Raw genomic sequence first — 25,639 nt, forward strand, 5'->3', positions numbered from 1 at the left:
GTGGTGTATCTGGGGTGTGGATGCAACCCGGATGCATGAATCCCGTATCTCCGCGGGACGCTCCGGAACCCAGTGAGGTCATCACCCGTGTGGATTCCGACTCTGGTGCTCTGTGTGCTGAGCGCCACGGGCGAATTGCCTGTGACTCCACCTGTGCCGCTGGAGGCGCCCGGGCCGGTCCTGCCCGCGGACGTGCCTCCGCCAGAGGTGCCTGCCACCGTCTTGTTGCGAATCACCATCGACCGGACGGGCGAGGTGTCCCAGGTGGAGGTCCGGCAATCCGCGGGCACTGCGTTCGACCGGGCCGCGATGAGCGCGGCGCTTCGTTGGAGGTTCCAGCCCGCCCGGCGGGGGGACGAGGCCATCGATGTGCGCGTGGACGTGCCCGTCACCTTCGTTCCACCGGTCCACGGCCATCATCTGGAGACCGTGGCACAGGGCGAGCCCGGGCATTCGCATGGAGGCACAGCCGGCGCGGCGGGGGAGACGAACGCACGGGCGGGACAGGACCCTGGTGATGGGCGCCAGGAGCACCGTCATGGCACTGCGTCATCCTCGGGTGGAGATTTGGAGTCAGAGGAGCGTCCCCCTGTGCCGGGTGCAGCACGGCCAGTGGAGGGCTCCTTGCCCTCTGCTACCGGGCACGCTGCGGCCGTTGGCGCGCCTTCGCCGGACAGTCAGGAACAGGTGGGGGAAGGCACGCCGCCAGCGAGCGATGCACCCGTGGCGCCCCAGCCGCCGTCCTTCTCCACCACGGTGCGCGGCGCCTCGCATGCCCCGCCGCCCGTGGCGGTGGGCGACTTCCACATTCCGGTGGGGCAGCTCGCGGATGTGCCACGCCGTTCGGCGTCGGACCTGATGTTGCTGGCCCCTGGCGTCATGCTGGCCAACCATGGAGGAGAGGGCCACGCGGAGAGCATCTACATCCGCGGCTTCGACGCGGGCGAGGGCAAGGACGTGGAGCTGCGCCTCAACGGCGTGCCGCTCAACGAAGTGTCCCACTCGCACGGGCACGGCTACGCGGACACGTACTTCATCATCCCGGAGTTGGTGGAGTCGCTGCGCGTCACCGAAGGTCCCTACGACCCGTCCCAGGGCGACTTCGGCGTGGCGGGCACCGTCGAGTACCAGCTTGGCCTCGCTCGGCGGGGCCTCACTGCGTCCTTGTCCACCGGGAGCTTCGCCGCGCGCCGGCTGTCGCTGCTCTGGGGCCCTCCGGAGTCCAGCGAGTCCACCTTCGTGGGCGTGCTGCTTCGCCAGGGGCACGGCTTCGGTCCCAATCGCGCCTACTCCAACGCGACGGTCATGGCGCAGACGGAGCTGCGAGTCACCGACGCGTCGCGGCTGCGCCTGTTCGGAACCAGCTACGGCTCGCGCTTCTCCTCACCGGGCGTGGTGCGGGAGACGGACGTGGTGGACTCCCGGATGCCGTGTGCTCCGGACGCGGACTCGCAGTTCTTCTGCTCGTACGACCCGAACCAGGGCGGCGCGGGGCAGCGCCACATCCTCTCCGCCGAGCTCCAGTCGCGGCTGAAGAACGGAGGCCGCTTCGTCCAACAGGGCTACGTGGTGCTGCGGCAGACGCGCATCCGCGACAACTTCACGGGCTTCCTCCTGGATACGCCGCCGGACGGAGAGCGCCAGCGGGGTGACAACACGGAGGGGTACTACCGGGGCTCCACCGTGGGGCTGCGCGGTCGGTACACCCCGGGACTCACGCTGTTGGGCCAGCCGCAACCTTTGGAGCTGGGCTACGTCGCGCGTTACGACGACGTGCGCACGCGGTCGCGTCGGCTGAGGGCTCGTGGCGGCGTGCCCTACGCCACCGTCTACGACAACCAGGTCCGCACCACCAACCTGGGGGCCTACGCGTCGATGCGCGTCGCCCCGCTGTCGTGGCTCACGCTGCGCGGCGGCGTGCGGCTGGACACCTTCCTCTTTGGCGTGGACGACCACAACCGGCCCGCCGTGGACCGCGACGGTCCGCGTCTCACCGACGAGTCCGTGGAGGCCTACGGCTTCTTCGCCAGTCCGCGCGCCTCCGCTGAAGTCCGGCTGACGCCCCGGCTCACGTGGCTCACCAGCGCGGGTCTGGGCGCGCGCTCCAGCGACGCCGCCGCGCTGTCCGACGCGGAGCTGGCGCCCTACGCGCGGGTGACGTCGGGTGAGACGGGCCTGAGCTGGCGGCTGGACGGTCCCCTGGCGCTGGAGGCGCGGGGTGCCTTCTTCGCCACGCGGGTGTCGCAGGACTTCGTCTTCGACGAGACGGTGGGCCGCAACCAGCCCATCGGCGCTTCGCAGCGGCTGGGAGCCTTCGTCAGCGCGCGCGGCACGTGGGCGGAGCGGCTGGACATCCAGGGCTCGCTGGCCTGGGCGCACGCGACGCTGCCGACGCCGGGCGCCTCGGCGTGGAAGCTGTGGGACGGCGCGGTGATGCCGTACATCCCGCAGCTCCTGGGCCGGGTGGATGCCTCGCTGCGCGGCGCCGCCACCGTGGTGGGGCAGCGTTTGGACTGGAACGTGGCCCTGGGGCACAGCGCCATCGGCCCTCGCCCCTTGCCGCTGGACCGCTACAGCGCCCCCATCTTCCTTTTCGACGTGGGCGCGCGCGCCCGGTGGAAGGCGGTGGAGGTGGGGCTGTCGGTGGAGAACCTGCTCGACACGCGCTGGCGCGAATCGGAGTTCAACTTCGTCTCCAACTTCCGGGGGCCGGACGCGCCGCCGTCGCTGATGGCCACCCGTCACTTCACCGCGGGAGCGCCGCGCACCTTCATGGGCACGCTCACCCTGCACCTGGACCTTCTGGAGGACTCGCCATGACGTCACCGATGCACACCACCCGCCGCGCCTTCACGTGGATGCTGGGCGCCGCGCTGGTAGGGGGCGCCTCCGCGTGTGGCCTCTCGGGCACCGGAGGGCGCAGCGTCACCTTCCGTATGGGCCTGCGGACCGCGAGGGCGCCGGGAGAAGCGTCGCCCAGCGAGTTCACCACCGACACGGGTTGGCGCGTCCGCCTGTCCTCGGCGCGGATGGTGTTGGGGCCCATCTACATCTTCGAGAACGCCTCGCCGCTGGAGCCCACCGCGTTGAAGCGGTTGGGTTCATGGCTGCTCCCCACCGCGCACGCGCACGACGGGCACTTCTTCTCCGGCGGCACCGTGCTGGGGGAGTGGGACCGTGAAGTGGTGTTCGACCTTTTGGAGGACGCGGGCGAGGTGCGCGAGCTGGGCCGCTCGCCTGGCATCGCGGGACTGGCGCGCTCCTTCTCGCTGCTGCTCCAGCCGCCATCACAGGCATTGGGAGCGGAGGGCGCGGTGATGCAGGGGCGCTCAATGGTGCTGGAGGGCACGGCGACCCGCGAGGCCGCGCAGGTCCCATTCCGCATCGCCCTGGACTTCCCGCCTCCTGTGGAGCTGCAACGCGTGGACTTCGTGCCCATCGCGGTGGAACTCGACGAGGGCGGGCGCTTCGTCGTGGAGGTGCAGCCGCACCGCTGGTTCGAGGGCGCGCACTTCGACCGCGTGACGGTGCCTCCAGAAGGCGGCACCGTGGAGCTGACGGCGGACACGCAGGTGTACCGAGCGCTGACGCTCAACGTGCGCCGCTTCACCGCCTTCGCCGGAACGTGGGAGTCCGCCTGAGCGGACGCCGTGCGTTCAGCGCGACCCTTGCGGCACGGGCGTCGCGCTCTGGCCCGTGGCGCGCACCACCGCCAGCCAGACCAGCGACCCCAGTGTCCATGCCACGCTGAGTCCGCTCCAGCTCTGCGGCGAGCCGGACTGCACCAAGCTCCACGTCACCATCGCGCCCGTGGCGAGCACGCGTGAGAGCTCCAGCGGCAGGCTCCAGCGGCGACCCTCCAGCATGCCGCTCCACGCCGTGGCCATGGCCCAGAACAGGAGGCTGAGCACCAGCTTCTGCCAGCCGGACAGCGGCGAGGCGTGGTGGCTCACCAGCAACATGAGGGGCATGGCCGCGAGCAACTGGAACACGAGGTAGCCGCGGACGCCGGGCATCTCGGTGGACTGGAACTTCAGCTCCACGCCGTCCTTCTTCCATCCCAGGGATGCGCGGGGCGGGAGGTCCGCGGGCCGCCAGCCGGTGGGCATCACCCAGATGCGCAGGCGGTCCCAGTGGCTCTTCGTGGCCACCGCGTCACCGATGAGCTTCCCCCACGCCTGGAAGTTGATGACCGTCGGGTCCCAGGTGTTGGGCGGCGAGGTGAGGCCGTAGGAGCAGGCCTCCTTCTCCTCCTCGAAGGTGCCGAACAGCTTGTCCCAGATGATGAGGAAGCCCGCGTAGTTCTTGTCGATGTAGAGGTCGTTGCGAGCGTGGTGGACGCGGTGGTGCGAGGGCGTGTTGAGCCAGGACTCAATCCAGCGGGGCATCTTGGGAATGACGCGCGTGTGCGGGATGAACTGGAGCACCAGGTGGAAGGCCACCATGGCGAGCACGGCCTCGGGCGGGAAGCCCACCAGCACCAGGGGCCAGTAGAAGAGGAACGAGAAGAGGCGCTGCGTCACGCTGGCGCGCAGGGCCACCGCGTAGTTGAGCTCCTCGGTGGAGTGGTGCGGGGAGTGCGCCGCCCAGCCGATGTTGGTGCGGTGGCCGAAGCGGTGGAACCAATAGAAGAGGAAGTCCACACCCAGGAACAGGCCCACCAGCGCCAGCGGCGACGACACGTCGAGCCGCCAGGGCGCGAACTGGCCCAGTTGGATGAACAGCGGGAGCACCAGCAGCGCCACGGCCACGTTGACGCACTGGTTGAGCACCGCGGTCCCCATGCTCGCGATGGAGTCCTGGAACGCGTAGTACCCGTTGCGCCGGATGACGCAGTAGGCGAATTCCCCCAACGCCAGGACGATGACGAAGGGCGTGGCGATGGCATAGACGTTGATGCTCATGCCAACGGTGTAGGTCGCCCTGGCAAGGGCCGCCTTAACCTGGGTTAAGCGCACCGGATGAAAGCAGGGGCTGAAGGGCTCGCCTGCCCTGCGCCTGCCCGTCCTGATCGGGGCTCCCTGGAGCTTGGGTGGGCCGCTCATCCCTCGGGACGCACGGCGGACATGCTGGAACCATGATGGAACCGTGAGGCTGTTCTCTCAGGGCCCGTGTCACATGGTCTCGCGACTTCCGGCAGGCCCGCCATGCGGACGGGGCTCTTTGCTTGGGCGCAGGGGTTCATCATGCGGCGTGGCGCGTTGATGGTGATGCTCGCGGAAGTGCTGTTCGCACTTCCTGGAGTCGCGGAGGATTCGCCCCTGCCCTCCGTGGACCTTGGGGTCCGCGAAGTGGGGACACATGAGCTGGTGCTTGTCAGCCGCCGCACGGACGCGGACTGGTGGGCCTTGGCGACCCTGTGGCCAAGCTCCAAGACGTGGCCCTACACCAATCACATCCAAGTGTTCCGGAGTTCGGATGCCGGCCGCTCCTGGAACGAGGATGCGGAGGCGTCGGGGGCCATGACGTATCGCCCTGACTTTTTCGTCTGGTACACGCCCGAAGTCGGCCTCATCGCGGGGGCCAACAGCCAGGATATGCTCCGAACTGCTGATGGTGGCCGCACCTGGGACAGCGTGAGTCCAGCGGACTCTTTCAGGGTTTATGATCTGGAGCAGTCGGGTGGGCGTACGTGGATTTGTGGCTCGTCGGGAAACATCTACCGCAGCGACGACTTCGGAGTGACCTGGACCGATTTGAGGGGGACTCCCTTCAACGCTGATGACCGCTGCATGGACATGTCCTTTCTGGACCCGGAGCACGGCTGGGCCGTGGGGATGAAGGGTTCCTTGTGGGCGACGCAGGATGGGGGAGCCACGTGGCGCCGCTTGGAAACTCCCGGTCAGTCGCCCCAGGGGGCGGAGGCGAGCTGTGGGTCTTTCACGTCACTGAGCGCGGTGACCCTGCTGACACCCGAGGTGGCGTGGGTCCTGGGTTCGGCGGGTCGCTGTCAGACGTCCGATGGAGGGAAGACGTGGCGCCTCCGGCCTTTCATCTCCGGAGAGACGGATGCGGGCTTGCGAGTCACGACGCTGGAGGGCGGGCGGCGCGTCATCACCGTGGGCGCCTCGGACGACGAGGTGCCGGTGATGACTCGGATGCCAGATCCATGGAATGACAACAGTCGTGATGCAACGGTGATGGGGGATGAAACCGCAGTGCGGGTCCGCGGCAACCTCCTGAGTATCTATGTCTCCGGCCGACGTGTGAGGACTTCCCCTCTCACGACCGCAGGCACGGGCGTTTCTGCTCCGCTCGATGGCTTGACTCCGAGCCAGTCGAACGCGTGGGTCGGTTGGAAAGAGGACCAGGTCATGGTGTCCTTTGATCAAGGCCACAGTTGGTTCTTCGTGGGCCGCGTCCCAGAAAAGCCTCTGCGCAACGTGGCCATCTCGAAGGACGGAAGGCTTTTCGGGCAGATGCAGACGGAGAGACTGTTCGTCTCCATGGACCTTGGCCGCACCTGGACGCGGAGCACCGCGTGGCTGGATGCCTATGACTTCGCAGTTGCGATGGGCGACGCTCCCGAGGGATTGGAGTCACCGTTGCACTGCGTTCTCACGGCACCCGAAGCCATTGTGAAGGTGCGGTACAAGAGCTACGGCTGCTCTGGTTTCGAATCGGAGACTCAATTGGACCTGAACCTTTCGAAGGAACGCGTGGTGCTCGCCGGGAGTTCCAACGGCTTCGAACATCGCTTCCAGGTCCAATCGCGGAAGCTGCCTCGTGACGAGGGACTGAAAATCCTCCGGGCACTGGTGAATGCCACCACACGGCAGGAGACGCCGCCCGGCTGCTATCACCACCAGCCGTACAAGACCGTCATCGAGTGGTCCTGCTTGCCGGAGGCTTCCTGGCGTCGCAAAGTCGAGTTCAAGCCAGATAGGTGTGGACCGCCAACCCGGAAGCCCCTCGTCGGTGGCGCGACCAAGCCGGGCGCGACGACCTTCGAGGACTACGAACGCGGAGTGGGCGTGTACAAGTTCGCGCGCCTCGTGTTGGAAGGTGCTTACGCTGAGTGATGTCCTGCGGCGGCGCAGCCCTGACCTTTGCTAGAAGCGGTCATCCCCGAGGCGCCGCCGCTTGAAATACCCGAAGCTCTTCGAGCACATCGCCGCGTTCTCCCCACTGCCCGAAGAGGAGTGGGTGAAGGCGGAAGCCCTGGCGAGGGAACAGGCGCTGGAGAAGCGCGCCCTCTTCCTCCGGCCGGGAGACCCGGCGGACCGCTTCGGGTGGGTGCTCCAGGGCGTCTTCCGCGCGGTGCGCGTGTCTGCGCGGGGGGAAGAGTCCATCAAGGCCTTCCGCGCGGAGAGTCAACTCGTGGGCGCCTACGCGGAGATGCTCCAGCGGCGGCCCTCGATGACGACCATCGAGGCGCTGGAGCCCAGCCGCGTGCTGGTGTTCCACGCCCGCGACCTGGAGGCGCTGGAGGCGGGCCACGCCTGTTGGTCCCGGCTCGCCCGGCGGGTGGCGGAGCAGCACTACATCTTGAAGGAGCGCCGGGAGCAGGAGTTCCTCGACCTGACCGCCGAGGAGCGCCTGGAGCGCTTCTGGGCGGAGCACGCCCACCTGCACGGGCGTGTGCCGCAGCGCGACGTGGCCGCCTACCTGGGCATCACCGAGGTGGCGTTGAGCCGCATCGTGTCACGCCGCCGCAAGCGGGCGGAGTGAGCGCGGCGGTCCGGTCCGTGGTTTCATCGAACCCCGGCACGCCATGTCCTCCCTCCCTTCCTCGCAGGACCTCCCGCACCGGCCCCTGACCCGTGATGACGCCCGCACGCTCGCGTTGGCGGCGCTGGGTGGCGCGCTGGAGTTCTACGACTTCATCATCTTCGTCTTCTTCACCAAGGTCATCGGCGAGCTCTTCTTCCCACCCGACACGCCAGAGTGGCTGCGGCAGTTGCAGGCGTTTGGCCTGTTCGCCGCGGGTTATCTGGCGCGCCCGCTGGGCGGCATCGTGATGGCCCACTTCGGGGACCGCGCGGGCCGCAAGCGCATGTTCACCTTGAGCGTGTTCATGATGTCGGTGCCCACGCTTCTGATTGGCGTGCTCCCCACCTATGAATCGGCGGGCTACGCCGCGGCGCTGGCGCTGCTCCTGCTGCGCGCCGTACAGGGCGCGGCGGTGGGCGGCGAAGTCCCGGGCGCCTGGGTGTTCGTCTCCGAGCACGTCCCCGCGCGTCGGGTGGGGCTGGCCTGTGGAACCCTCACCGCGGGCCTCACGTTCGGCATCCTGCTGGGCTCGCTGGTGGCCACGGCCGTCAATTCGCTGATGACGCCCGAGCAGGTCCGGGGCTTCGGCTGGCGGCTGCCCTTCCTCATCGGCGGTGTGTTCGGCTTCCTGGCCGTGTTCCTCCGCCGCTGGCTGGCGGAGACGCCTGTCTTCGAGGAGCTGCGCCGCCGCAAGGCGCTGGTGAAGGAGCTGCCGCTCAAGGCCGTGCTGCGCGGCCATGGTGGCACCGTGGTGATGTCCATGTTGCTCACGTGGGTGCTCACCGCGGGCATCGTGGTGGTCATCCTGATGACGCCCACGTTGATGCAGAGCCTGCATCAGGTCACCGCCACGCACGCGCTGGTGGCCAGCAGCGTGGCCACGCTGAGCCTGACGTTCGGCTGCGTCGCGTACGGCATGTTCGCGGACCGCGTGGGGGTGGGGCACGCCCTGGGCCTGGGCTGCGTGTTGCTGCTGGCGGCCGCATACGCGCTCTACGTGGGCACGGCGGCGTCTCCGGGGGCGCTGGTGCCGCTGTCCGCGCTGGCGGGGTTGTGCGTCGGCGTGGTGGGCGTGGTGCCCACCGCGATTGTCCGAGCCTTTCCCGCGCCGGTGCGATTCTCCGGACTCTCCTTCTCGTACAACATGGCCTATGCCCTCTTCGGAGGGCTCACCCCGCTGGCCGTCACGTTGATGATGAAGGCCTCGCCGCTGGCGCCCGCGCACTACGTGGCGGCGGTGTGTGTCATGGGCGTGGGCATCGCGCTGCACCTGTCGCGGGCGGGGCGCGAGGCCGCGCTGCACCCCGCCGCAGAGCCCTGACTCAGTAGCGTTCGAACACGAAGTGGAACGTCTCCCGCTCCGTGGGGCCGAAGGTGAGCCGGAGGAAGCGGTCACCTCCTGGCGCGGTGAACTTCAGCGTGTGGGTGATGGCGGGGACGCAGACGGAGCGGGCGGGCTCCAGCGCGGAGGCGACGGCGACCTCGCCTTCCGTCATGTCATGCACGGCGACGGGCACGGCGTGGTCGAGATACAGGACCACGGGCTCGTCCCGCCCGTCACCCGAGACGACTTCGGTGTAGCCCACGAAGGACGCGCCGCTGGAGGGCAGCGTCAGCGCGTAGAACGCATGAGGCGCGTCCGTGGCCGGGTAGACGGTGGGGGAGGCGCTCGCGGTGACGGGGCGCGGGCGCTCCAGCAGCGCGTGGGCGCAGGCGTGCTCCATGGCGGCATCCCGTCGGCCGGTGGTGAAGTCCAGTCGTCCATCACCGAGCCCGGCGTGCGAGGTGTCCACCGGCTGACCCTCGCCGCTGCGCAGGCCCGCGAGGTCCAGCGTGTACCGGGACTCTTCCTCGAGCGGCGGCAGGTCCGACTCAGGGCGGGGGATGTCCACCGTCAGCGTCAGCGCATCCTCGCTCCAGGTGCCCGAAAGCACGCGAGGCGCGTTGGCGGGTGTCGTCTGGTCGATGCGGGTGACCTGCGACGCCGAGGCGTCCATGGGCGTGTCGAAGGTGAGGGTGACGCGCTTGCGCGCCGCCGAGGTCGTGCCGGCCACGAACAGCTCCACCGGTACGACATTCTGCTCGCCCTCGGCGGGCGTGGAGCCCGTGACGATGGGACCTTGGACGGAGCCCGCGTCAGGCTCGGTGCCCGCGTCGGATTGCGTGCCGGCGTCCTGTCCGGTGCCCGCGTCGGGACGGGTACCGGCGTCCGGAGCCGGGGGCACGGGGTCGTCGTTGTCACAGCCGGCCAGCGTCAGCAGGGCGCAGGTGGCGAGCACGGTGGCGGTGGCGGCGGTTCGCATGGAGGGACCTCGGGGAAGACAGGGCGAAGAGGAACCGGGGTGCCCCCTGTCACGAGCAGGGCACCCCGGTGGAGGGGCTGTCGCGGCGCCCGACTCACCCGGAGGGTGAGGGGCTAGCAGTTGAAGATGGCGGGGTTGGTGTCGTCGCAGTCGAAGCGCTGGGTGACGTAGCCAGCGGGCGGCTCACACGCGAAGCGGTACAGCGGGGTGTTGGCGCCGTAGCCGTCTCCGTCCGCGTCCCGGTAGTAGCGGCCCCGGTTGTCGTAGAGGTACTCGGGGACCACGCCGACCGAGCTGGTGGGCGAGCTGATGTTCAGCTCGTAGGTGTGGCCGACCTGCAGGTCGAACACCCGCGCGTGGCGCAGCGTGCAAGTGTCAGAGGTGATGCCGTGGGTGCTGACCAGCGCGGTCAGCGTGACGTTCGGCGTGACGCTCGTGTCCACCGCGGTGATGGTGACGTTCTGTGTGGCGTAGAACGCGACGGACTCCACCGTGGAGGTGGTGGAGGTGCGCGCGATGGGGATGTACGTCACCTTGCCCGTCCCGCCGCCCGACAGCGCGACGGTGTAGTGCCGGTGCTGGGTGCTGATGTTCGGCGCGCCGCTGGCGCCATTCACGTTCACGTTGTCCCCGGGATTGGACGCGTGGAGGCACGCGTGGACCGTCATGTCCGTGTTCGCCACGCTGGTGCAGGTGGCTTCCAGGGGCTGCTCCCGCTCCGAGGTGACGTCCTGGCCCGCTTCGTCCGCAGGCCCGCAGGCGGCCAGCGACAGGCCGAGCAACGCACCGCAGAGAGTCCGCTTCGTCCGCTTCATGGTGAGGCTTCCTTTCGTGAGCCGGGCTGAAAGCCGCAAGCGCCGGCAGTCATCACTCATGACGCATGTGTAACTTAGTTGCAATAACTGGCAAGGTCGGAACCTTCGGCGTCACTACGGGAGGTGCTCGATGACCATGTTGAGTTCGGCCAGGGACGTGGGGCCGAGCCGGACGGTGTACTGGACGCGGTCCGTCAGTTCGTAACCGACCATGTGCTTCAAGCTGTCGCAGTGGCCGCTCGTGGCCTGGGCGCCGGCCTGCTCCACGGTGGATTGGAGGGCCGTCTCGATGAGGGTGACGGGGACCTCCGGGTGGCTCAGGTAGACGACGAAGTTCCCGCTGGCGAAGGCCTTGTAGCTGAACGTGCCCACGTACTGGTCGCCCTCGGGGCGGAGCTGCACCGTGTAGTAGGTGTGGAAGTCATCCACGCGCGGGTCGCGGGACGTGGAGGCGGTCACCGTGACGAAGGGGCCGTTCGTCACGTGCCAGCAGGCGTGTTCGCCGTTGTCCCCGAAGTCGAAGCCCTGGCCGGGGGTGTGGTCCGGGTCCGGCACACAGGCCAGCCCATCCTCTGCGGCGACATAGCCTCGGTGGCAGTGGCACCAGTCACCCGTGGGTTCCCGGTGGATGTGTCCATGGGGCTCGCAGGGGTCTTCCTGTGGAGACGGGTCATCGATGGGCGCGGCGTCTTCACCGTCGCACGCGGTGAGCATCGCGGCACAGACAGCCAACAAGAGAACTCGGAGGGGCGGGCGCATGGGTGCTTCCTATATGCCCTTTGGATTCAAATGCAACTGAAGTGCATTTGGTGTTCGATTCATGCAGGAAGACCCACGCCGGGCGTACTCGCTTCCCGGCGTGGGCCTGATGTGTGGGCACGACGTGCCGTGTCCGCCTGTCAGTGGTGGTGGCCCGCCTCCTCGATGATGAGGGTGAAGGCGGCGTTGCTGGGGAGGACGGAGCGGAACTCCAGGTGGTACTCGGTGTCGGCCTCGAGGTCCGCGATGAGGGCCGTCTTCAGGCTGGAGCAGACGTTGGTGGCGATGTTGTAGCGGCACTCCTGTGCCACCTCGATGCCCGTGGCGGCCTCGAAGATGCGCAGGCCGCGGTGACGCGACAGCATGAAGGCGAACTCACCCGACTCGTCCGGGAGGAACGAGACGCGGCCCGCGTAGTTGAACTGCGAGCGCTTCGGGAGCGTCACTTGGTACGCGGTGTGGGCCTGGCTGACGTCCACCAGGACGGGCGCGCCGAGGGCAGCCGCGGTGACGGGCTCGAAGGGGCCGTATTCGGCGTGGAGGCACGCGTGCTCGACCACGTGCTCCAACTCCTCGGGCTCCTCGCAGGCGGGCAGGAGGTTGAGCAGGGCGTCCTCGCTGCTCTCCATCGCGGCCGTGTCGGGGGACGCCTCCTCGACGGTGGCGCCGCAGCCGGCGAGCAAGAGGGCCACGCCGGTGGCGAGCAGGGACTGCTTGACGGCGAACTTCAGCATCATGGGGTGCTCCTTGGAGGGGTGCTGCGGGTTGACAGGGGTGTGCTCAGGGCGCGGCGGCCGGACGCAGGACGAGCCACGTGGCCACGACCTCGCCCGAGGCCCGGCGCTCGGGTGGAAGCTGCATGTGCGCGCTGGCCTCGCCGAGCTGCAGGTCGGCGGTGCGGCGGAAGGACTCCTGGAAGGACTCGGCGTCCGGGAAGGTGACGCGCGCGACGCAGCCCGCCGCGAAGCAGCGCGCTGGCTCGGCCTTGACGGGCAACACGTTGGACTCCACCTGGGCATGCCACCGCGCCAGCGCGTCCCGGGCGTGTTCCGTCCAGGGCTCCTGGCTCTCGCCCGTGGCCATCAGCTCGGCCAGGACGGCTTCGCGCCGTGCGTCGGCATCGGGGTGCTGCGCGCGCAGGGCCGTCACCAGTGGGAGCCGCGACACGAGAGGCGTGCGTCGGCCCTGAAGACCGCGTCCGCGTGGCGGCTCGATGGGAAGGGGACTCGGCGGCGCTCGGGGACGCGGGCGGGCTGACGGAGCGGGCCGAGATTCCGGTCTGGCGTGAACCGCCAGGGGCTCAGGGGCCTCGATGGGGCGCGTGGTCGCGTCATGCGCCGGGAGCTCCACCGGCTGGCGAAGCCAGAGGGCCGTGGCGCAGGCCAGCGCCAGTCCCGCGAATCCCATGTTCCAGACAAGTCGGCTCACGATGACGCGCCCTCCTTGGCGGCCGGGCAGGGCTCCGCCGTCCCCGCCAGGTCCCCATTCCAGGGACGCCCGCAATAATCAGACATCGTGATTCAAATGCAACCAAGTTGCGTTAGTAGGCTTCAGCGACGCTGGTGTGGGCGGAAGGCGAACCCCTTCGCCCCGTAGGTCGTTGGAGACCCGGGATTTCTTGCGTTTCAAGAAAGTTGGTTGCCCATCACGGAGGTCCTCCACTAGGACCCTTGCGCGCGCTGCGTTCGCGCGTGCGGCCACGCGACAGGGCCGCCCTCTCACGCCGAGGTCACCCGATGGGATTGCCGTCCTTCTTGTTGCGCGTGGTGGTGTTGGTCGTCCTGGCTGTTCCCACGTGGGCCCAGGCGGGCTCGTATCTGCGCGTGGTGAGCTGGAATCTGCGTCACGAGGGGTGGACCGCGGAGCAGACGTATCGCGAGGACGCCGAGCAGATCTGGCGGCAGTACGGCGCCAACGCCAACTCGAACAACGGCTGTGACCTGGTGTTCTTGCAGGAGGTGATGAACGCCAGCGTGGTGCCGGCCATCGTGGCGGAGCTCAACGCCGTCTCCGGCGTGAAGTGGAGCTATGCGCAGACGCCGCTCATCGGGCGCTCGTCGTACAAGGAGATCTACGCGGTGCTGTACCGGGAGGACACGGTGGCGCTGCTGTCGTCCTCCGTGTACGCGGACACGGGCGACAAGTTCGAGCGTGAGCCGCAGGTCGTCCGGGTGCGGCACACGCGCACGGGCGCGGACTACACGTTCATCAACTGGCACACCGTCTGGGGCAACCTGTCGGACCGCGACGCGGAGGTGAGGAACATCGGCACGGTGTTCAAGTCGGTGCAGGACGCCAGCAGCACCGACCAGGACGTCATCCTGCTGGGGGACCACAACATGGCCTGCACGGCGGCGTCGTGGTCCAACCTGGTGTCGCTGTCGCCGACGGTGGCGTGCCGGCTGGATGTCGCCACGACCATCAACCTGTCGGGTGGCTTCGCGAATGCGTACGACCACTTCTGGATGCAGCCGGCGTACGTGACGGAGTTCTCGGCGGCGGGGCGTGACTACATCGCGAACACGCGCGACTTCGTCACCCGGCTGTCGGACCACGCGCCCATCTACCTGACCCTCTACTCCACCAGCGACACGGATTGAGGTCCTCGGCACAGCGCGCGCGAAAGTGGTGGGCCGCCGTCGCGTTGGGGTTTCTGCTGGCCGGGCTCGTGGCGTGGTGGCGTCGGCCCGTGCCCGCCGCCGCGCCCGTGGCTCAGGCTGTGCCTGCGGCTCCCGTGGATGGCTCCGCTTTCGCGCGAGTGGAGCCTCCGCCTTCCGCGCCCATGCCGCCGGAGGGGTTGAGGCTCCGCGTGGTGTTGGAGGGGGGCCGACCCTTCGAAGGGGAGGCCCGCGTGGGCGCGGCCTTCATCTCCGAGGCGGACCGGCAGCTCTGGGAGGTGTCGAGGCGCGAGGGCTCGGAAGGCGCGGGGCCCGAGCGGCTGGAGGACCTGGCCAACGTGGAGGAGTGGCTGCCCGCGGAGGTGACGCCCACCACGACAGGCGGGATGCTGGGGCCGGTGCCCGTGCCGGTGGCGCCTCGGTATCAGGTGATGGCGTGGGCGCCGGACGGGACGTTCTGGTGGGGGGACGTGGTGCCGGAGAAGCCGCTCACCACGGGCGTGCTGGATGGCGGCGTGTTGCAGGCGCGTCATCCAACGGGCGTGCGCGTGAGGTTGTCGGGAGCGCGGTCCGAGCAGGGCCCCTTCTTCGTCCGCGTGGAGCGCGCTGCTTCCCTGGACCCGCGTGATGCCGAGCGCGCGAGCGCGATGCTGCCCGTGGTGCGACAGGCCGCGCCACAGGTCGCCTCGGCGCTCTCGGAGGGTGCGCCGTTGCCACTGTCCATGGATTCGCCGCTGGCGCTGCTGCCGTTGCCCGCGGACCCGCAGGTGCGGCTGTGGCTGCGGAGCGCGTCGGGCCAGGAGGGCGGGCCGGTGGAGGTGCCGCTGCGCGAGGGCCGTGTGGAGTCGGTGGTGCTCGACGTGGAACGGTTGTTTCCGGAGGGAGTGGGCGGGACGGTGACGCTGCGGGGACGGCTCGTGTTGGAGGGTGCCGCCACGCCGCCCGAGGGCGTGACGTTGCTAGGGCCGGGGGGCCAGGCGCTGGCGCTCGCGTCGGATGGACGCTTCACCTCACCGGGATTGCCGTCGTGGACGGCGTCGCGATTCGTCGCCGAGGTGCCTTCGCCGGAATCCGGACGGCCCGTGGCGGCAGCGCGGCAAACCTTCGACTTCGTGCCCGAACCGGGCGTGGCCGAGGCCCACGTGACGTGGCGCGTGGCGGCCTATCGCTGGTTGGTGCTTCGCATGGATGGCTTTCTGCGCGGTCAGTTGGATGCGCGGGCGAGAAGGCCCTATCCGGTGTTCGTGCTCCAGCGCTGGAGCGATGGCGACGTGTGGCGGACGCACGGCGCGGATGCCTTCCTGCATGAGGAGGGCGGCGTGGCGGTATCGCTTCTGGAGCCTGGGCGGTATCGCGTGCTGGTGGCGCTCTCCGCCCACGAGCACCACGTCAGCACCGTCGCGGAGGTGGGGGTGGACGGCGCGGAGCATGCGGTTTCCGTTCAAGTGGAGGCGGCGGGGCCCACCTGCGAGGTGCTCGTCACGGCCGCAGGTGTCCCGGTGTACGGCGCGCGCGTCATGGCAGGGAGTGAGGTGAGCTCCCTTCCTCCCGTGCGCGGACTCACGGACGCGGAAGGTCGATGGCGGCTGGGGCGGGTTCGGAGTGAGGCGCTGCACCTCGAAGTCGAGGCGGCCGGTCACTCACCCTGGGCCGGCGAGGCCGCGGAGGCTTGCCAACGCTTGGGCGTGGTTCACGTGCGGCTCTAGCTGGCACGGTGTGCGAAGCCCCAGTCCGCAGCGGGATTGGGCGGAGACGCAAGGGCTTCACCGCCGACGAACCCCACTCTTCTCGCGCGGGCGCGGGCGTGACACAGCCCGCGTTCTCAACCCACGGTGCGTAGGGACGGCACACGTCACACCCGCCGTGTCCGCACACGTACCGCGAGGAGTCGGCTCAAGCCGCGCTGGCGGCGAGCGTCGCCAGTGGGGCGCGAGCGGGCCTGGGACGCGCGGAGTGCGTCGTCGCGGGCACGACCTCGGAAGCCTCCGAGGCTTCCGCGTCCCCCGCCGTTTCGGCCGTGGCGGCTTCCTCCGGGCGCTTGCCCCCCAACGCTTCGACCCAGCCCTCCAGCAGGTCCATCAGCGCGCTGCGCTGCTCACCCTCCAGCGGCATCAGGAGCCGGGCCATGCGCTCCTGCACGACCGAGTCCGCCTGTTCCGCCAGCGCGCGGCCCTTCTCGGTGAGGCGCACGCGCACGCGCCGCCGGTCATGTCGCACGGAGCGCTCGCGCTGAACGAGCTGCGCATCCTCCAGCCGGTCCAGCAGCCGGCTGAGCCGAGGCGGCGCGATGCCACCGAGCCGCTCGGCGAGGATGTTCACGGGCAGCAGACTCTCGGCCTTCAACCACCAGACGGCCTGGACCTCCATGGGGTCCAGTTGGGAGTGCGGCAGCGAGCCCAGGGGGCTGTTCAATGCACCGCAGCGCGCAACATCGATGAGGAGATTCTTCAGCCGTGCCACCTGCACGCGAACTTCCACCGAGAAATCGGACATTCTCGTAGCCTCCGTGTCGCGAGCGACGGGGGGCCCTCCGGCCCGAGGGAACTCCCGACAGCCCGTCGTCAGAGGGGGCAATCGCCCCGCTTGGGTCCAGAAACGCCTCGGTACGAAAGGCATATCGGACCCCGCGTGCGAAAACGCGAGGGAGGGTGGATCACCTCGGGCCGCGGGCGGCCCTCAGGCGCCGCTGGCCTTCTTGCGCTGGGCCCGCGCCTTCGCGTGGGCCTTGTCGAAGCCCTCGTAGAAGCGCACGGCCTGCTCACCGACCATCTGGATGTGCTGGTTGTTGAAGTACGCGGTGACAGGCGCGGCCACCAGCGGCATGGCCCGACCCAGCGTGTGCATGCCGCCCTTCTCCAGCAGCATGGCGGCCAGCTTCCCCAACACCTTGGGACCCGCGCGGGGCAGGGGGCCCAGGCCGTTGGCGTAGCCGAACAAGTCCAGCATCTCCCCGCGCGCCCGCTCCGTCTTGAGGTTCACCTTGTAGAGGGTGGCCACGTCCGTGAGCAGGATGATTTGCAGGTACGCCATGAAGAGCATGTCCGCCGGCAGCGCCACCAGCCCGAACACGCCGCTGACGCCGCCCACCATGCTGGCCAGGTTCTTCTTCTCGTCGACGATGCGCTGGGACAGCTCGCGCGGCGACGCCTGCGGATAGCGCTTCTCCAGCGTGGTGATGCGCACGCGCGAGCGCGCCACCTCCTGCAACACGATGTCCGACAGCCGCGCCGAGCCGAGCTTCTTCAGCTCCGCCGGAGTCATCTTCTTCATGAAGGCCAGCCGCTCGGCCACGCTGTCGTAGATACCCATGCCCCTAATAACCCCGCTCGGACAGGTACAGGTCCACCAGCGCGCCTTCTTCGTACCAGGCGTGCCGCATCTCCACGTTGAACCAGCGCGAGTCCGGCCGCGGCCCGCGCACCTCCAGCTTCACCTGGTTGGGCGACGTGTCGATGATGGCCGCCCGCGCCTTGCACGCCGCGCCGGGCTCCTCGCCGTAGCCACCCTCCAGGCAGACCTCGTCGCCCACGGAGAGCCGCCGGGTGTACTCGGTGCCCAGGTACAGGGCCTCGTCACACGACGAGCGCACGGAGGACACCTGCTCCTCGCACCGGTTCTTCAACGGCGCCTTCACCACGGGAATCACGCCGTAGAGGGGGTCATCGTTGTTCGGATCCGGACGAAATGCGCCCGTGCCCGTACACCCCGAAAGCACCAGCGAGAGCGCGCACGCGCCCAGCCACGACTGCCTCATCGTATCGACTCCTCCGGAGCTCACGGCCCCATGCCTTAAGGAAGGGGCGAGCATCGCAAAAGGCGTTCGATGGGGCAAAGCAGCCGCGTGGCGGCTGCTTTGGACCTCAGGCGGACCGGCGCTGCGGACCCGGAATCTCCGCGGTGATGCCAGGGACGACTCGGTTGTCCTTGTCCACAAACACGACCTTGGGCTTCCAGGTCGGCACCTCGGCCTCCTCCACTTCCGCGAAGGTGGCCAGGATGACCAGGTCGCCCGGCTTGTTCAGGTGCGCCGCCGCGCCGTTGATGCAGATGACGCCGCTGCCGGCCTCACCTTCCAGCGCGTAGGTCTCCAGGCGCGTGCCCTGGGTGATGTTCCAGACCGCGACCTTTTCGTTCTCCACGATGTCGGCGGCGCGAAGCAGATCGCGGTCGATGGTGACGGACCCTTCGTAATCCAGGTCAGCCTGGGTGACGGTCGCGCGGTGGATTTTCGACTTGAAGAGGATGCGGCGCATGTGTGTCTGGACCTTGGAAAAGCGGCAAGGACGCCCCACCGTAACGTCTGAGGCGCCCTGGGACAACCCTGTGTTCGGTCCCCCCTGCCCGCAGTGCAGGCAGCCGTCACTTAACGAAATTGACGAGTTGATTGAGACTGAGGGGAACGCTCTGGGATTCCGAGGTCAGCTTACCGTCCAAGCGGACCTGCGCGTTTCCGCCTGAGCGCAGGGCCAGGGCGGCGTTGGCCGCGCGGGCGAAGTTGATGGTGAGCGGCAGGGTGACCTGCTTCGTCCCGCTGCCGTCCAGCTTGCCCAGGTTGCCGGTGGACAGCGTGCCCACATCCGCGCCCGCGACCTTCAGCGCGCCGGTGATGCCGGAGACGGGCAGCGCGAAGCTGTTGCGGTTGGTGATGGACAGCGGGAACTCCACGGTGGCGCCGGTCAGCGTGATGTCCTTGATGCGCGGGGCCTGGAAGGACACCTGCGGAACCTTGGGGACCTCGAACGTACCTTCCTTCGCCAGCGGGAAGCTGAGCACGCCCACGGGCGTCTTCACGCCCAGCGAGCCCTGGGCCCTGAAGGCCGCCGTGTCCTTCTTGAGGAACGTCTCCAGCACCGGGACGATGTCCGCGAACTTCACGTTGGCGGGGAAGACGAGCTCGCTCTTGCCGTTGGCCTTGAGCGCCAGCCCCGAGCGCGGCTTGCCGGCCACCACCTGCTTGCCCTCGACGAAGAAGGCGTAGTCCACGTCGGCCAGGTTGAGCCCGAAGCCGTTGGGGTTGTTCAGCTCGTACACGAGGTTGATGGTGGCGTCGGACAGCGAGGCGTCCGCGAGCCGCGCCGTCTTGAAGGAGAGGGTGGGCTTCTTGAAAGCCCCCTTCAGCAAGTTCTGGATGGCGGCACAGCCACTGAGGGTGGTGAGTCCAAGGACGGCCAGGACGAGGAAGGCGCGTTTCATGATGAACATGGGCGTATCACCGGACGTCCCTTTTCCGCGCGGGATTCAATGGGGCGCGTCTGGGACGTGGATGGGTGTACCCGCCCCGGAGGGCGGGTGGTATGGGGGATACCTCTCGTCCACAGCCGGAGGCGGCCTTGCCCGGGGTCCGTACGCACATCTCCTTCCATCTTCCTCGCTGGCGTGTCCTGCTGGTGTCGTTGCTGGCCGCGGGGTCGGTGTCCTGCTCGAAGTGGGGCGCGGATGCCGAGGGTGTCCGGACGTTGGCCCTCAAGCCTTGCCGGCTGGAGGGCCTGGCCACGCAGGCGCAGTGTGGGACCCACGAGGTCTTCGAGAACCGCGCCGAGCGCACGGGTCGCAAGATTCCCCTGCGCGTGGTGGTGGTGCCCGCGCTGGCGGCGCAGCCCGCGCCAGACCCGCTGGTGTTGCTGGCGGGGGGCCCGGGGCAGGCGGCCTCGCGCACGCAGGTGCTGCTGGCGGTGGAGCGCATCCGCCGCAAGCGCGACATCGTGCTGGTGGATCAGCGCGGCACGGGGGATTCGAACCCGCTGAACTGCAAGACGGACTCGCCTGACGAGAAGCTGTCCGCGCGGCTGGAGGAAGGCGGCGCGGCGGAGGCGCTGCGCAAGTGCCGTGAGGGCTGGGACGCGGACGTGCGCCAGTACACCACGCCCATCGCCATGGACGACCTGGACGAGGTCCGCGCGGCGCTGGGCTACGAGAAGCTCAACCTCTGGGGTGTGTCGTACGGCACGCGCGCGGCGCTCGTGTACATGCGCCAGTATCCGGAGCGTGTGCGGACGGCCATCCTGGATGGCGTGGCGCCCATGGGGCTCTACCTGCCGCTGTATGCCCCGCGCGACGCGCAGAAGGCACTGGACCTGCTGCTGGCGAACTGCGCGGCGGACGGGGCGTGCCAGAAGGCGTACCCGGACCTGCGCACCCGCACGGAGGCGCTGCTGACGTCGCTGGAGTCCACGCCCGCGCGCGTCCAGGTGGCGCACCCGCGCACGGGCGTGCCGGAAGAGGTCGTCCTGTCGCGCCGCGCCTTCCTGACGCAGCTCTTCGCCCAGCTCTACAGCCCGGAGATGTCCTCCCTGGTGCCGCTGATGCTGGACCGCGCCACGCAGGGGGACTGGGCGCCCTTCGTCGCGCTGAGCGTGGGCCTGACGGAGAGCATGGGGCGCACGGTGAGCCAGGGGCTCTACTTCGCCATCGTCTGCGCGGAGGACGCGCCCTTCTATGACGCGGAGTCGGTGGCGCGCGAGTCGCAAGGGACGTGGTTCGGTTCGACGATGGGCCGCGAGGTGCTCTCCGTCTGCGCGGACTGGCCGCGCACCCCGCTGCCCCAGGGCTACCGCGAGCCGGTGGTGTCGTCGGTGCCCACGCTGCTGCTGTCGGGCGAGCTGGACCCGGTGACGCCTCCCGCCTGGGCCGAGGAGGCGAAGCGCACGCTGTCCAACAGCCTGCACGTGGTGGTGCCCGGGGTGGGCCACAACACGCTGGGCGCGGACTGCGCGCGCACGCTGATGTCGGACCTGCTGACGCGAGGGAGCGTGGAGGGGCTGACGTCCACGTGCGGCGACAACCTCACCCGTCCTCCCTTCTTCACCTCCTTCGCCGGCCCGGTGCCTTGAGGAACGCGCGCCATGATTGAAGCCAGGAACCTGCACAAGCGCTTCGGCAAGAAGGTGGTCGCGGTGGAGGACGTGTCCTTCGTCGCGGAGGACGGCATCATCACCGGCCTGCTGGGCCCCAACGGCGCCGGCAAGACGACGACGATGCGCATGCTCTACACGCTGGTGCGCCCGGACCGGGGCACCGCGCTGGTGGACGGCGTGGACGTGGTGCAGCGGCCCGAGGACGCCCGGCGGGGGCTGGGCGTGCTGCCCGACGCGCGCGGCCTGTACCCGCGCCTGACGGCCCGCGAGCACGCGCGCTACTACGGCGAGCTGCACGGCCTGTCCGGCGCCGTGTTGGACAAGCGCGTGGATGAACTGCTGGACCTGTTGGACATGCGCGAAATCGCCGACCGGCGCACGGAGGGCTTCAGCCAGGGCGAGCGTGTGAAGGTGGCCATGGCGCGCGCGCTGGTGCACGGGCCTCGCAACGTGCTGCTGGACGAGCCCACCAACGGGCTGGACGTCATGAGCACCCGCGCGGTGCGCAACCTGCTGCGGCGCTTGAAGGACGAGGGCCGCTGCGTGGTGTTCTCCAGCCACGTCATGCAGGAGGTGGCGGCGCTGTGTGACCGCATCGTGGTGGTGGCGCACGGGCGCGTGGTGGCGGACGGCACGCCGGACGCGCTGCGCGAGCGCACCGGCAAGGACAGCCTGGAGGAGGCCTTCGTGGCCACCATCGGCACGGACCAGGGGTTGATGCAATGATGCGGCTGTCCTTCTCCGTCTTCCGCAAGGAGCTGCGGGACCACCTGCGGGACCACCGCTCGGTGTTGACCTCGCTGCTGTGGCCGCTGATTGGCCCCGTCGTGTTCCTGGTGATGTTCAACATGTTGGCCTCCTGGTACCGGCAGGACCGGCCGCTGCAACTGCCCGTGGTGGGGCGTGAGCATGCGCCCAGCCTGATGGCCTTCCTGGAGCGCTACGGGGCGAAGCTGGAGGCGGCTCCGGAGAACTACGAGGAGCGCGTCCGCGCGGGCTCACTGGACGCGGTGCTGGTGGTGCCGGACGACTATGCGGAGTCGTACTCCGCCGGGCACACTGCCGAGGTGCAGCTCGTGGTGGACAGCTCGCGCCAGTCCGCGCGCCAGTCGGTGATGCGCGCGCGGCGGTTGTTGGAGGCGTACTCGCAGATGCTCGGCAACCAGCGCCTCTATGCGCGCGGCGTCGTGCCGGAGCTGGCCATGCCCGTGCGGGTGGCGGAGACGGACCTGTCCACGCCGGAGCGCACGGCGGCGGGCATGCTCAACACGGTCCCGCTCTTCCTGGTCATCGCCGCCTTCGCGGGCGGCATGCAGGTGGCCAGTGACACCATGGCCGGCGAGCGCGAGCGAGGCTCATTGGAGCCGCTGCTGCTCAACCCGGCCCCTCGCGGCGCGGTGGTGGTGGGCAAGTGGCTGTCCACCGTCGCCATGGCCATCGCGGCGGTGGTGATAACCCTGGTGGGCTATTTGCTGGTGGTGCAGCGGGTTCCGCTGGAGGACCTGGGGGTGAAGGCCCGCTTCGACGCGCCCGCGGCCCTGGGCATGGCCGCCGCCGTGCTGCCGCTGGCCCTGGCCGCCTCGGCCGTGCAGGTGTGGGTGTCCACGTATGCGCGCTCCTTCAAGGAAGCGCAGACGTACCTGTCCCTCCTGATGTTCGTCCCCATGCTGCCGGGCATGATGCTGGCCCTGTCGCCGCTCCAGCCGAAGCTGTGGATGTTCTTCGTGCCGGTGTTCGGGCAGGAGCTGCTCGCGGGCGAGGTGATGCGCGGGGAGCCGCTGGGCGTGCTGCCCTTCCTCATCGCCACCGCGTCCAGCGTCATGGTGACGGCGCTGGCGCTGGGAATCACCACCCGTTTGTTGACCCAGGAGCGCATCGTCTTCGGCCGGGGCTGACAGGAGGCGCCTTGTTCGCCCCCTTTGCGTTACGCTCCACACACACTCAGGTGTCACTGTCGTCGGGTGGCATTTGGGCGGCGGCCTGACGTGACAGCCACGCGCCTTTTCCTTCCAATGGGGCCAGATGAAGACCGAGCGAGACGCCTTGTTTCCCCCCGCGCCTGCTTCCGTGGCCACCAGCGGGGGGGCTCCCCGATTTGGCACGTACCAGGGTGAGCTGCCCGAGGTCGACCTGCCGAACCTGCAAGGGCAGTGGGCTCCGGGGCGCGCCACGCGCCTGCTCAAACGCAAGCGTTGGAACTACACGTTCGCCGCCACGCCGGAGGTCGCCGCGCTCTTCGCGGTGGTGGACCTGGGCTACACGTCGAGCGCCTTCGCGGTGGCCCTGGACCTGCGTGAGCGCCGGCCCCTGTGTGACGTGAGCTTCCTGGGCACGCCGGGCCCCATGGTGGAGCTGGGCGACAAGCCGGGGCAGGGGCTCAAGGCCTCCTTCCGGACGCTGGGCGGGCGCCTGTCGGTGCAGCGTGGCGAGGACGACGAACGCTACCGCGTCTCGGTGGACGTCAGCCGGCTGCGCACCGGGAGCCTCCAGTCCTTCCAGTGGGAGGGCGACTTGATGGTGGCCGGTGGGCCGCCCGCGCTCACGGTGGTGGCGCCGGTGGAGGGTGACGGGCTGGTGAACGTCACCATGAAGAGCAACGGCCTGCTGACGTTCGGCAGCCTGGAGGCGGGTGGCAAGCGCTTCCGGTTGGACGGTGGCGTTGGCGGCATGGACTACACGCAGGGGTACCTCGCGCGGCACACGGCGTGGCGGTGGGCTTTCGCCGCGGGGCGGCTCGCGGACGGTACACCGGTGGGCATCAACCTCGTGGAGGGCTTCAACGAGGGCAACGCGGACGCCAACGAGAACGCGCTGTGGTTGGGGGACAAGCTGTATCCGCTGGCGCGGGCGCGCTTCGAGTACGACACGAAGGACTTGATGGCGCCGTGGCGGCTGGTGACGGTGGATGGCGCGGTGGACCTGCGCGTCCAGCCGTTCCACGTGCACCGTGAGGACCGGAACCTTCGCCTCGTGGTGAGCCACTTCGCGCAGCCGGTGGGCTTCTTCAACGGCACGGTGCGCGTGGGCAGCCGCACGCTGGAGCTGAAGGACGTCCCCGGCGTCACGGAGGACCAGGACATGCTGTGGTGAGGTGATGGCCCACGCGTGTCGCGTGGGCCTCTCCAGGAGGCGACGCACCGCACGTCTCTTGGCCGAGTACCGCCTGCTTTTCGCTGCGGCGGGCTGGAGCTGGGCCGGGCGGCACGTCGTGCCACAAGGCCGCGTTACGGCGGACTTGGAGACGGGCCGGGCGGCACGTCGTGCCTCAGGGGCGCGAGTCGTCTTTCCCCGGTGCAGGGGTGGCGTAGACGAGCTCAGTCGTGAGGCGGCCCTCCGGGAGGATTCGCTCCGTCCACTCCAGTGCGCCACTCGCGTCGGCCCGTGCTTCTTCGGTGACGGTGCCCGTGGTGACAGTCAGGGCACGCGGTCCGGCGGCGGGCGTCCGGCGCAGCACCACCTCCGTGGGCGCGGTGGCGTCGGCCTCGGGGCGGTAGACATCGAACAGGACCTCGGACGCGTCGCCCGTGAGCAGCCCATCGCGGATGCCCGTGCGAATCATCTCCTCGGTGGCGACTCCACGTATCGACGTGAAGTGACCTTTCAGGGTGCGTGAGCCCTGGCGGCCCTCGTAGCGGTACGCGGTAGCCGGCATCGGGCGCGGAGGCTTGCTCGGCCGGTCACGCCGGAGCGTCACCTGGAGCTTCAAACCGCCGTTCTCCGCGTAGGCATGGCGCTGCTCCAGCAGTTGCCCCGCGTCATCCGTGACGGTGGTGATGGTGCGGTCCTCGGCGCGAGGCCCATTCTCGGAACCGGGCAGCAGCAGGCTGGTGAAGGCCTCCGTGCGCTGTGTGCCACCGCCCAGACTCCGCCCGGTGCGCCACTCGAAGCCCGCGAGCCGGCCATCCAGCTTCAAGACCCGGAGCTCCGTCATGGACACGGGCGCTCGGGGCTGACCTGGGACCTGGAGCGTCGTGGCGATGCCCGTGGTGATGCGCTGGAAGGTGCGCGCGTAGCCGGGCTCGTCGTGCGCGCACAGCAGGGGCAGCTCGGGGCTCGCGCTCACCATCAGCTTCAGCCTGCCCGCGCTGACGCGGTCGCCAGACGTGGCCACCTCATAATCCATGTCCACGAACATCACCGGGGCCCCAGCGACCACCGAGACGTCCGTGGGCGTGAGGCTCCGAACGCTGACGCTCCGGTGACCCTGCGCCGCCTTCGCCACCGCGATCACCGCGCCCGCCGCGTCGATGGGGCGCTCGTACACGAAGCAGCTCAACGGCGCCTCGGTGCCCAGCGGAATCTCCAGCCGCGTGGAGCCCTCGTGTCGCGTCAGCTTGGGCGCCGCCACGGCTTCGACCTCGGCGGTGAAGATGCCCTCCGTGGACGTCACGCGCTGCAGGGGCAGCGGTGCCAGCTCGCGCGCGGCGGGACCGGACGGCACGGGTGGAGCCTTCGACGGAGCCGGGGGCGGTGGCATCGGCGGCTCCGGCCGGACCGTCGTCACGGACGGCCCGGCACAGGCGGAGGTGAGACACATCAGGAGTGCGAGGCGCCGCATGACGAAACCTGGAGCCCCG

At 69.3% G+C, this 25,639-nt stretch carries 23 protein-coding genes; 11 read left to right on the forward strand and 12 right to left on the reverse strand.

What is annotated here, in order from left to right:
- Positions 1–72: 72 nt before the first annotated feature.
- Both A176_RS37375 and A176_RS37380 read left to right on the forward strand, forming a co-directional pair.
- Positions 73–2,820 (forward strand): TonB family protein, encoded by a 2,748-nt coding sequence (locus A176_RS37375; protein ID WP_044889879.1) that lies wholly within the window; start codon positions 73–75, stop codon positions 2,818–2,820.
- Positions 2,817–3,641 carry a hypothetical protein gene (locus A176_RS37380; RefSeq protein ID WP_002637995.1) on the forward strand — a complete coding sequence of 275 codons (825 nt, stop codon included), beginning with the start codon at positions 2,817–2,819 and terminating at the stop codon, positions 3,639–3,641. Before A176_RS37375 ends, A176_RS37380 begins: the two co-directional genes overlap by 4 nt.
- 15 nt (positions 3,642–3,656) lie before the next feature.
- Here A176_RS37380 and A176_RS37385 read toward each other — a convergent pair whose 3' ends face one another.
- Positions 3,657–4,904, reverse strand: a complete 1,248-nt coding sequence (locus A176_RS37385) for a sterol desaturase family protein (RefSeq protein ID WP_002637996.1) — start codon at positions 4,902–4,904, stop codon at positions 3,657–3,659.
- A gap of 300 nt (positions 4,905–5,204) precedes the next feature.
- On the opposite strand from A176_RS37385, the gene A176_RS37390 reads away from it, so the two are divergent.
- The 3 genes from A176_RS37390 to A176_RS37400 all read left to right on the forward strand — a co-directional run bounded on the left by A176_RS37390 (position 5,205) and on the right by A176_RS37400 (position 9,034).
- The gene (locus A176_RS37390) at positions 5,205–7,022 is read left to right on the forward strand and encodes a YCF48-related protein (RefSeq protein ID WP_158513123.1); all 1,818 of its coding nucleotides are present in this window, start codon (positions 5,205–5,207) and stop codon (positions 7,020–7,022) included.
- Positions 7,023–7,083: 61 nt separating this feature from the next.
- A complete protein-coding gene (locus A176_RS37395; RefSeq protein ID WP_002637998.1) occupies positions 7,084–7,671 on the forward strand; it encodes a Crp/Fnr family transcriptional regulator in 588 nt (195 codons plus the stop codon).
- Positions 7,672–7,714: 43 nt separating this feature from the next.
- Complete coding sequence (locus A176_RS37400) at positions 7,715–9,034, forward strand: MFS transporter (protein ID WP_002637999.1); 1,320 nt, start codon at positions 7,715–7,717, stop codon at positions 9,032–9,034.
- Position 9,035: 1 nt separating this feature from the next.
- On the opposite strand, the gene A176_RS37405 is transcribed toward A176_RS37400, so the two are convergent.
- The 5 genes from A176_RS37405 to A176_RS40470 all read right to left on the reverse strand — a co-directional run bounded on the left by A176_RS37405 (position 9,036) and on the right by A176_RS40470 (position 12,757).
- Positions 9,036–10,016, reverse strand: a complete 981-nt coding sequence (locus A176_RS37405) for an Ig-like domain-containing domain (RefSeq protein WP_002638000.1) — start codon at positions 10,014–10,016, stop codon at positions 9,036–9,038.
- 113 nt (positions 10,017–10,129) lie between these two features.
- On the reverse strand, positions 10,130–10,831 hold the full coding sequence (locus A176_RS37410; RefSeq protein WP_002638001.1) for a hypothetical protein: 702 nt from the start codon (positions 10,829–10,831) through the stop codon (positions 10,130–10,132).
- Positions 10,832–10,945: 114 nt separating this feature from the next.
- Positions 10,946–11,590: a hypothetical protein gene (locus A176_RS37415; RefSeq protein ID WP_021781182.1), complete on the reverse strand. Its 645-nt coding sequence runs from the start codon at positions 11,588–11,590 to the stop codon at positions 10,946–10,948.
- Between the two features lie 140 nt (positions 11,591–11,730).
- Complete coding sequence (locus tag A176_RS37420; RefSeq protein ID WP_002638003.1) at positions 11,731–12,327, reverse strand: hypothetical protein; 597 nt, start codon at positions 12,325–12,327, stop codon at positions 11,731–11,733.
- Between the two features lie 43 nt (positions 12,328–12,370).
- Positions 12,371–12,757, reverse strand: coding sequence for a hypothetical protein (locus A176_RS40470; RefSeq protein WP_002638004.1), 387 nt, complete (start codon positions 12,755–12,757; stop codon positions 12,371–12,373).
- Positions 12,758–13,326: 569 nt separating this feature from the next.
- Here A176_RS40470 and A176_RS37430 point away from each other — a divergent pair.
- Both A176_RS37430 and A176_RS37435 read left to right on the forward strand, forming a co-directional pair.
- Positions 13,327–14,190 carry an exonuclease/endonuclease/phosphatase family protein gene (locus A176_RS37430; RefSeq protein WP_002638005.1) on the forward strand — a complete coding sequence of 288 codons (864 nt, stop codon included), beginning with the start codon at positions 13,327–13,329 and terminating at the stop codon, positions 14,188–14,190.
- 134 nt (positions 14,191–14,324) lie between these two features.
- Positions 14,325–15,914: a carboxypeptidase regulatory-like domain-containing protein gene (locus tag A176_RS37435; protein WP_226994116.1), complete on the forward strand. Its 1,590-nt coding sequence runs from the start codon at positions 14,325–14,327 to the stop codon at positions 15,912–15,914.
- Positions 15,915–16,101: 187 nt separating this feature from the next.
- Here the strand turns inward: A176_RS37435 and A176_RS40975 are convergent, their stop codons facing one another.
- From A176_RS40975 to A176_RS37460, 5 genes are all read right to left on the reverse strand, one after another.
- On the reverse strand, positions 16,102–16,701 hold the full coding sequence (locus A176_RS40975) for a MarR family winged helix-turn-helix transcriptional regulator (RefSeq protein ID WP_002638007.1): 600 nt from the start codon (positions 16,699–16,701) through the stop codon (positions 16,102–16,104).
- Between the two features lie 183 nt (positions 16,702–16,884).
- Complete coding sequence (locus tag A176_RS37445) at positions 16,885–17,517, reverse strand: hypothetical protein (protein ID WP_002638008.1); 633 nt, start codon at positions 17,515–17,517, stop codon at positions 16,885–16,887.
- A gap of 4 nt (positions 17,518–17,521) precedes the next feature.
- Complete coding sequence (locus tag A176_RS37450; protein WP_002638009.1) at positions 17,522–17,962, reverse strand: hypothetical protein; 441 nt, start codon at positions 17,960–17,962, stop codon at positions 17,522–17,524.
- A gap of 106 nt (positions 17,963–18,068) precedes the next feature.
- Positions 18,069–18,461 carry an aspartate 1-decarboxylase gene (gene panD, locus A176_RS37455; RefSeq protein WP_002638010.1) on the reverse strand — a complete coding sequence of 131 codons (393 nt, stop codon included), beginning with the start codon at positions 18,459–18,461 and terminating at the stop codon, positions 18,069–18,071.
- 106 nt (positions 18,462–18,567) lie between these two features.
- Positions 18,568–19,410, reverse strand: a complete 843-nt coding sequence (locus tag A176_RS37460; RefSeq protein ID WP_002638011.1) for an LEA/WHy family protein — start codon at positions 19,408–19,410, stop codon at positions 18,568–18,570.
- A gap of 92 nt (positions 19,411–19,502) precedes the next feature.
- Between A176_RS37460 and A176_RS37465 the strand changes: the two genes are divergently transcribed.
- The 4 genes from A176_RS37465 to A176_RS37480 all read left to right on the forward strand — a co-directional run bounded on the left by A176_RS37465 (position 19,503) and on the right by A176_RS37480 (position 24,152).
- On the forward strand, positions 19,503–21,038 hold the full coding sequence (locus A176_RS37465; RefSeq protein WP_044889876.1) for an alpha/beta hydrolase: 1,536 nt from the start codon (positions 19,503–19,505) through the stop codon (positions 21,036–21,038).
- A gap of 12 nt (positions 21,039–21,050) precedes the next feature.
- Entirely contained in the window at positions 21,051–21,788 is a 738-nt protein-coding gene (locus tag A176_RS37470) for an ABC transporter ATP-binding protein (RefSeq protein ID WP_002638014.1), read from the forward strand.
- Positions 21,785–22,957: an ABC transporter permease gene (locus A176_RS37475; RefSeq protein ID WP_044889875.1), complete on the forward strand. Its 1,173-nt coding sequence runs from the start codon at positions 21,785–21,787 to the stop codon at positions 22,955–22,957. The genes A176_RS37470 and A176_RS37475 overlap by 4 nt, the downstream gene beginning before the upstream one ends.
- A 127-nt stretch (positions 22,958–23,084) precedes the next feature.
- Positions 23,085–24,152, forward strand: coding sequence for a DUF2804 domain-containing protein (locus A176_RS37480; RefSeq protein ID WP_002638016.1), 1,068 nt, complete (start codon positions 23,085–23,087; stop codon positions 24,150–24,152).
- A gap of 175 nt (positions 24,153–24,327) precedes the next feature.
- Here the strand turns inward: A176_RS37480 and A176_RS37485 are convergent, their stop codons facing one another.
- Positions 24,328–25,620: a hypothetical protein gene (locus tag A176_RS37485; protein ID WP_044889874.1), complete on the reverse strand. Its 1,293-nt coding sequence runs from the start codon at positions 25,618–25,620 to the stop codon at positions 24,328–24,330.
- Between the last annotated feature and the right edge of the window lie 19 nt (positions 25,621–25,639).

Source organism: Myxococcus hansupus (assembly GCF_000280925.3).
GTDB lineage: Bacteria > Myxococcota > Myxococcia > Myxococcales > Myxococcaceae > Myxococcus > Myxococcus hansupus.

Coding starts and splice junctions, on each gene's coding strand:
- A176_RS37380 (WP_002637995.1), top strand. CDS start 2,817: ATGACGTCACCGATGCACACCACCCGCCGCGCCTTCACGTGGATGCTG.
- A176_RS37385 (WP_002637996.1), bottom strand. CDS start 4,904: ATGAGCATCAACGTCTATGCCATCGCCACGCCCTTCGTCATCGTCCTG.
- A176_RS37390 (WP_158513123.1), top strand. CDS start 5,205: ATGGTGATGCTCGCGGAAGTGCTGTTCGCACTTCCTGGAGTCGCGGAG.
- A176_RS37400 (WP_002637999.1), top strand. CDS start 7,715: ATGTCCTCCCTCCCTTCCTCGCAGGACCTCCCGCACCGGCCCCTGACC.
- A176_RS37405 (WP_002638000.1), bottom strand. CDS start 10,016: ATGCGAACCGCCGCCACCGCCACCGTGCTCGCCACCTGCGCCCTGCTG.
- A176_RS37410 (WP_002638001.1), bottom strand. CDS start 10,831: ATGAAGCGGACGAAGCGGACTCTCTGCGGTGCGTTGCTCGGCCTGTCG.
- A176_RS37415 (WP_021781182.1), bottom strand. CDS start 11,590: ATGCGCCCGCCCCTCCGAGTTCTCTTGTTGGCTGTCTGTGCCGCGATG.
- A176_RS37420 (WP_002638003.1), bottom strand. CDS start 12,327: ATGATGCTGAAGTTCGCCGTCAAGCAGTCCCTGCTCGCCACCGGCGTG.
- A176_RS37430 (WP_002638005.1), top strand. CDS start 13,327: ATGGGATTGCCGTCCTTCTTGTTGCGCGTGGTGGTGTTGGTCGTCCTG.
- A176_RS40975 (WP_002638007.1), bottom strand. CDS start 16,701: ATGTCCGATTTCTCGGTGGAAGTTCGCGTGCAGGTGGCACGGCTGAAG.
- A176_RS37445 (WP_002638008.1), bottom strand. CDS start 17,517: ATGGGTATCTACGACAGCGTGGCCGAGCGGCTGGCCTTCATGAAGAAG.
- A176_RS37450 (WP_002638009.1), bottom strand. CDS start 17,962: ATGAGGCAGTCGTGGCTGGGCGCGTGCGCGCTCTCGCTGGTGCTTTCG.
- panD (WP_002638010.1), bottom strand. CDS start 18,461: ATGCGCCGCATCCTCTTCAAGTCGAAAATCCACCGCGCGACCGTCACC.
- A176_RS37460 (WP_002638011.1), bottom strand. CDS start 19,410: ATGTTCATCATGAAACGCGCCTTCCTCGTCCTGGCCGTCCTTGGACTC.
- A176_RS37465 (WP_044889876.1), top strand. CDS start 19,503: ATGGGGGATACCTCTCGTCCACAGCCGGAGGCGGCCTTGCCCGGGGTC.
- A176_RS37470 (WP_002638014.1), top strand. CDS start 21,051: ATGATTGAAGCCAGGAACCTGCACAAGCGCTTCGGCAAGAAGGTGGTC.
- A176_RS37475 (WP_044889875.1), top strand. CDS start 21,785: ATGATGCGGCTGTCCTTCTCCGTCTTCCGCAAGGAGCTGCGGGACCAC.
- A176_RS37480 (WP_002638016.1), top strand. CDS start 23,085: ATGAAGACCGAGCGAGACGCCTTGTTTCCCCCCGCGCCTGCTTCCGTG.
- A176_RS37485 (WP_044889874.1), bottom strand. CDS start 25,620: ATGCGGCGCCTCGCACTCCTGATGTGTCTCACCTCCGCCTGTGCCGGG.